Here is a 5,626-nt window from a genome sequence, read left to right as displayed (position 1 = left end):
CCGCTCCTGCGTGCCCGCCGAGGCGCTGCCCGGCTGGTAGCCGACGACCACCCGGGCGGGGACGCCGCGAAGGTCGCGGACACGCTGCGTACCGGGCTCGGCGACGGCAGCTACACCGCGAGCTACCGGGTGATCTCCGCCGACTCGCACCCCGTCGCCGGCACCGTCAGCTTCGTCGTCGGCAACGGGGCGCTGGTACGCACCAACGCCGGGATGACGGGCAACGACGACGTCCTCACCGGCGCGGCGTTGGACGTCTCGCGGTGGATCTCCTACGGCGGCGTCGCACTGCTCGGCGGGGCGTGGCTGCTGCTGACGGTCTGGGCGGCCGGGCGCGACGAGCGCCGCGCGCGCCGGCTGGTGTGGACGGGCTGGGCGGCAGCGACGGTCGGCGCGCTGCTCGAGCTGCTCGTGCAGGGGCCGTACTCGGCGGGGGACGGGCTGGGCAGGATCACCGACCCGTCGCTGCTCGACGCCACGCTGCACATCGACTACGGCGTGCTGCACTGCGTGCGGCTGGTGCTCCTCGGCCTGCTCGCGCCGCTGCTCGCCGCCGCGCTGCAACCGCGCGCCGAACCGGCGCGGCGAGACGTGCTCGCCGGCGTGCTCGGCGTCGGCGTGCTCGCGACCTTCTCCGGCTCCGGGCACGCGGCCACCACGAGCCCCGCGTGGATCTCCCTCGTCCTGGACGTCCTGCACATCGGCGCGATGGCCGTCTGGCTCGGTGGCCTGATCATGCTGGTGGGCGCCCTGCTCCCGCGCCGCGACGACGCCGAGCTGCGCGGCGTGCTGCCCGTCTTCTCCCGCACCGCGTTCGTGGCCGTCGTCGTGCTGGCCGGCAGCGGCACCTACGCCGCCTGGCGCGGCATCGGCACCGTCCACGCGATCTTCACCACTGACTACGGGGTGCTCGTCGTCGTCAAGATCGTGCTGTTCATCGGCATCCTCGCGGTGGCCAACCTGTCCCGCCGCCTCGTGCGCGGCCGCGCCGTCGCGTACGCGATGACGGCCACCGCCGCCGCCGAGCCGGTCGAGTCCGCAGCCGACCCGGACGCCGACGTGTCCACCGAGCGGCTGCGCCGGGCCGTCTACGTCGAAGCGATGATCGGCGTCGCGGTACTGCTGATGACGGCGGTGCTCGTCGGGCAGCCGCGCGGCAAGGAGGCGCTCGCTGCCGACTACCGGCAGCCGATCACCAGGACTGCGCCGCTCGGCAACGGCAAGCACGTCAGCGTCACCGTCGATCCCGGCACGCACGGCGCCGTCGACCTGACCGTCACACCCGACACCACCACCGAGTCGGTCACCGCCACCGCGACGCAGCACGCCCGGCAGCTCGGCCCGATCACCGTGCCGCTGCGCCGCACCGGCACGTCGTGGTCCGGCCGGGCGTCGCTGCCCGTCGCCGGGGCGTGGGAGATCGACCTCACTTTGACGTCCGGCCAATACGACGCCGTCACCACGGACACCGTCGTCGACCTGCACTGAAATCCGCACGGAAATCTGCACGGAAAGGCACCCATGCACCGCATCCGCACAGTCGCGCTGCTCCTCCTGGCAGCGGCAGTCGCCGCGCTCGCGTTCGCCGCGAGCGCCGACGCGCACGTCACGGTCACCGCGCCCGGCGCCCAGCGCGGCGGCAGCGACCAGGAGATCACTTTCCGAGTGCCGGTGGAGAAGCAGGCCGACACCACCGCGCTGACCGTCGTGCTGCCGACGAGCACGCCGATCGCGTCGGTGCTCGTCGAGCCACTGCCCGGTTGGACGCACGTACAGAGGACGTCGAGACTCGCGCAGCCGATCAAGACCGACGACGGCGACATCACCAGCGCCGTCACGCAGATCACCTGGACCGCGCAGCCCGGGCACGCGCTCAGGCCGGGGGAGTTCGGCGCGTTTACCGTCATCGCCGGCCAGCTCCCCGATGCGTCGTCGATCACCTTCCGGGCGCTGCAGACCTACAGCGACGGCAGCGTGGTCCGCTGGATCGAGACGCCGGCTCCCGGCTCGAGCGCCGAGCCGGAGAACCCTGCGCCGGTGCTGACGCTGGCGGCGGGGGACGGCCCGCGGGTCACCGCTGCGAAGCCGCAGGCGGCGGCGAGTGACACTGGACCGGTGGTGCTCTCGATCGTCGCGCTGGTGCTGGCCGCGGCCGCCCTCGGCCTGGCAGTTCTGACGTCGCGCCGGCGCCGTGGGGCGGCGTCGTGAGGGTGCCGTGGCCGGGCGTCGCCGCGGGCGTGCTCGTGCTGGCGCTGGGCGCGGCCGGGCTGGTGCGCGCCGCCGTGCCGGAGTCGAGCGCGGCGCCGGCGCACAGCACGCCGGGCCAGCTCGCGGTCACCGGTGCGTACGTGCGCGAGCCGGTGCCGCCGACGCAGGTGGCTGCCGGCTACTTCACCGTCCGCAACGGCACCAACCGGCCGGACGTGCTCGAGGGCGTCAGCACGGGTGCGGGGCTGTCCGCGCAGCTGCACGTCATGGACAGGAGCGGTGCTATGCACGCGATGACGGGCGGCGTCACCGTCCCCGCGCACGGCGACTTCGTGCTGACCACCGGGCAGAGCCACCTGATGATCTCGCAGCTCGTCGCGCCGCTGCACGTCGGCGACCACGTCAACATCGACCTCGACTTCCGCACCGCCGGCACCGTCGACGTCGTCGCGCCGGTGATCGCCGTCGGCGCCCCCGCACCAACTGCATCGGCACCCGCAGCGTCCGCGCCGATGCCCGCCATGTCTGGAGCCCACTCGTGAACCGCCGCATCACCGCCGTGCTCACCGCCCTCGTCGCGCTCGCTCTCGTGCTGGGGGGCTGCTCGTCGAGCGGGTCGCACCCCGCGTCGCGCCCGAAGGGCTCGGACCTCAACGACAACAGCGGCGGGACGTTCCTCGGCGCCGGGCTGGACCCGGGCCAGCCGCGGCCGCAGTTCACGCTCACCGACACCGCGGGCAAGCCGTTCTCCTTCGGTCAGCAAACGGCCAAGCAGCCGACGATGCTCTACTTCGGGTACACGCAGTGCCCGGACGTCTGCCCGGAGACGATGGCCGACATCCGGCTCGCGTTGAGCAAGGTCTCGCCGGCCGTCGCCAAGCAGACGTGGGTCGTGTTCGTCAGCACCGACGTCCAGCACGACACCGGACCGGTCATCGCGCAGTGGCTGGGCACGCTGCGCGGCCACGCGCCGGGGCACTGGGTGGGGCTGCGCGGCACGCAGGCCGAGATCGACGCCGCGCAGGCCGCCGCGCACGTCACGGTGGCCGAGGACGGCGGCCAGACGCACTCCGCGCAGACGCTGCTCTACGGCCCGGACGACCTCGCGCACGTCACGTTCCTGGAGAGCTCCAACGAGCAGCAGCAGATCGCGCACGACCTCCCGTTGGTCGCCAAGGGCACGACCTGAGATGCGCGCTGAGCCGGCTGCGGCACAATCGTCGTCCGTGACGGAGAAGCGATCATGACGTGGCCGCAGGCGCGGCCGTGGGTGGGCACGGTCATCCGGCTGTTCCTCGGCGCGGTGTGGATCTGGGCGTCGCTGTCCAAGCTCGCCAACCCGCGCACGTTCCTGCTGGCGGTGCGCGCCTACGACGCGACGCCGGAGTGGCTGTCCAAGGCGATCGCCTACGGGCTGCCGGTGCTCGAGCTGGTGGTCGGCGTGATGCTGGTGCTCGGCATCCTCACCCGGATCGTCGCCGCGGTGGCCGGCGTGCTGTTCCTGGTGTTCCTCATCGGGCTGGTGCAGGCGGCCGCGCGCGGCATCCAGCTCGAGTGCGGCTGCTTCGGCGGCGGCGGCGCGACGCAGGGCTCCACCAACTACGCGTGGGACATCCTGCGTGACATCGGGCTGCTGGTGCTCGCCGCATATCTCGTGGTGTGGGCGGCGACCCGGTTCTCGCTGGACGAGTACCTCGCCCGCAACGACCACGTCGAGCCGCCGTCGGCCAAGCGGATGCGCACCGACCAGGGCCGGCGCAAGTACAACGTGATGCTCGAGCAGCGGCGCAAGGCGGCCCGCTCGCGCACCGCATGGGTGACGGCCTCGCTCGCTGCGCTCACCGTCCTGATCGTGCTGATCGGCGTCGGCGTGCAGTCCGGCCGGTCGAAGATCGCCGGTACGTTGACCGCGAAGAACGCGACCGTCGCGAACGGCGTGGTCTATGGCAAGAAGGCCGCGGCCACCATTGATCTGTACGAGGACTTCCAGTGCCCGGTCTGCGAGGCGTACGAGGCCTCGGCCGGCAAGACGATCGCCGCGGACGTCAAGGCCAACAAAGCGCAGCTGCGCATCCACATGATCGCGTTCCTGGACGCGTCGTCCAACGGCAACAAGTACTCGACCCGCGCGGCCAACGCCGCCATGTGCGCGTCCGACGTCTCAGTCGACGACTACTTCCGCTACTACACGCTGCTCTACGGCGACTACAAGGGCAAGAAGGTGCAGCCGGCGGAAAACTCCTACGGCCGCCCGGACGCCGATCTACAGACCTACGGCAAGGCCGTCGGCATCACCGGCAGCGCCGCGACCACCTTCGACTCGTGCGTGTCGTCGCAGACGCACAAGGCACTGGTTGCTGCGCAGACCGACCGGGCCAGCGAGGGCGGCGTCAGCGGCACGCCGACCGTCAAGGTCAACGGCAAGAAGATCGGCAACACGCTGGCGGCGCTGAACAAGGCTGTTGCTGCCGCGGCGAAGAACGGCCCGGCGCCGGACCCGTCGCCCACGCCGTCGCCGAAGACTCCTGCGTCGACTCCTGCGTCGACGCCGGCGACGTCCCCAGCCAAGTCGTCCCCGGCCGCGGCCAAGCCGTCGGGCGCCAAGTCCTCCGGCTGACGCTCTCCCGCGCTGCCCGCTCGCTGACCCGCCAAACCTCCCGCTGACCCGCAAAACCTCCCGGTGATCAACAGGCGGTGATGGTCGCTGGGACGACCGGAAGCTGCTGTTGATCAGCGGCGTGCACCGCGCGGCGGCTCACCCGTCGGACACGAAAAGCCGGCCCACGCGCTGTTCGCGCGAGGGCCGGCTTCGTCGTTTGTGGTGCGCCTACTTCTTGTTCGCGGCATCCTTCAGCGAGCTGCCGGCGGTGAGCTTCACCGTGTTGGCGGCCGGGATCTGGATGGTGGCGCCGGTGGCAGGGTTGCGGCCTTCGCGGGCGGCACGCTTGCCGACCGAGAGCGCGAAGAAGCCGGGAACGCTGACCTTGTCGCCCTTGGCGGCAGCGCTCTCGAGCGTGGCCTGGAGCGAGCGCAGCACGGCGTCGACCGTCTTCTGCTCGAGGTCTGCACCGTCGGCGACTGCGGTCACCAGTTCCTTGCGGTTCACGAGGTCTCCTCTGATCGTTGGTGTCTTGCGGACCCTAGTATCGCGGTTGCACCTGAAAACCCCGTAATCCGGGGGGTGCAGCGGGTGGGCGTGTCGCGCATCGCGCGGATGCGGCCGATCTCGGCGCTGCGCGCACGTGTAGTGTCGTGGCGTTCCGCCGCAGCCTCGAGCCGCGGCGAACGGGGCTGTGGCGCAGCTGGTAGCGCACCACACTGGCAGTGTGGGGGTCAGGGGTTCGAGTCCCCTCAGCTCCACCCATGTGATCTCTCAAGACATCGCGGACAGCCTGAACCCTCAGGGGTCGGGCTGTTC

General features: G+C 71.7%; 6 protein-coding genes and 1 tRNA gene. 6 read left to right on the top strand and 1 reads right to left on the bottom strand.

The genetic code is table 11. The annotated features are described in order from the left end of the window. The 5 genes from ACFFCN_RS18295 to ACFFCN_RS18275 form a co-directional block, all read left to right on the top strand. Nucleotides 1–1,488, top strand: a 1,488-nt coding sequence (locus ACFFCN_RS18295) for a CopD family protein (RefSeq protein ID WP_375493999.1), incomplete at its 5' end; no start/stop codon positions are given. A gap of 33 nt (nucleotides 1,489–1,521) precedes the next feature. Beyond that, complete coding sequence (locus ACFFCN_RS18290; RefSeq protein ID WP_375493997.1) at nucleotides 1,522–2,208, top strand: YcnI family protein; 687 nt, start codon at nucleotides 1,522–1,524, stop codon at nucleotides 2,206–2,208. Then, complete coding sequence (locus tag ACFFCN_RS18285) at nucleotides 2,205–2,750, top strand: copper chaperone PCu(A)C (protein ID WP_375493995.1); 546 nt, start codon at nucleotides 2,205–2,207, stop codon at nucleotides 2,748–2,750. Before ACFFCN_RS18290 ends, ACFFCN_RS18285 begins: the two co-directional genes overlap by 4 nt. Further along, nucleotides 2,747–3,397, top strand: a complete 651-nt coding sequence (locus ACFFCN_RS18280) for an SCO family protein (RefSeq protein WP_375493994.1) — start codon at nucleotides 2,747–2,749, stop codon at nucleotides 3,395–3,397. Before ACFFCN_RS18285 ends, ACFFCN_RS18280 begins: the two co-directional genes overlap by 4 nt. A gap of 54 nt (nucleotides 3,398–3,451) precedes the next feature. Further along, entirely contained in the window at nucleotides 3,452–4,825 is a 1,374-nt protein-coding gene (locus ACFFCN_RS18275; protein WP_375493993.1) for a MauE/DoxX family redox-associated membrane protein, read from the top strand. Nucleotides 4,826–5,035: 210 nt separating this feature from the next. Here the strand turns inward: ACFFCN_RS18275 and ACFFCN_RS18270 are convergent, their stop codons facing one another. Beyond that, complete coding sequence (locus ACFFCN_RS18270; RefSeq protein ID WP_375493991.1) at nucleotides 5,036–5,314, bottom strand: HU family DNA-binding protein; 279 nt, start codon at nucleotides 5,312–5,314, stop codon at nucleotides 5,036–5,038. A gap of 181 nt (nucleotides 5,315–5,495) precedes the next feature. Between ACFFCN_RS18270 and ACFFCN_RS18265 the strand changes: the two genes are divergently transcribed. Beyond that, a tRNA-Ala gene (locus ACFFCN_RS18265) sits at nucleotides 5,496–5,568 on the top strand. Nucleotides 5,569–5,626: the final 58 nt, after the last annotated feature.

Source organism: uncultured Jatrophihabitans sp., assembly GCF_964246335.1.
Classification (GTDB): domain Bacteria; phylum Actinomycetota; class Actinomycetes; order Mycobacteriales; family Jatrophihabitantaceae; genus Jatrophihabitans.
Note: the sequence above shows the minus strand (reverse complement) of the source record. Positions and strands in the feature narration are given on the sequence as shown.

Bases quoted from the DNA above. Each gene is read 5' to 3' on its own strand.
- ACFFCN_RS18290 (WP_375493997.1), top strand. From the start codon at position 1,522: ATGCACCGCATCCGCACAGTCGCGCTGCTCCTCCTGGCAGCGGCAGTC.
- ACFFCN_RS18275 (WP_375493993.1), top strand. From the start codon at position 3,452: ATGACGTGGCCGCAGGCGCGGCCGTGGGTGGGCACGGTCATCCGGCTG.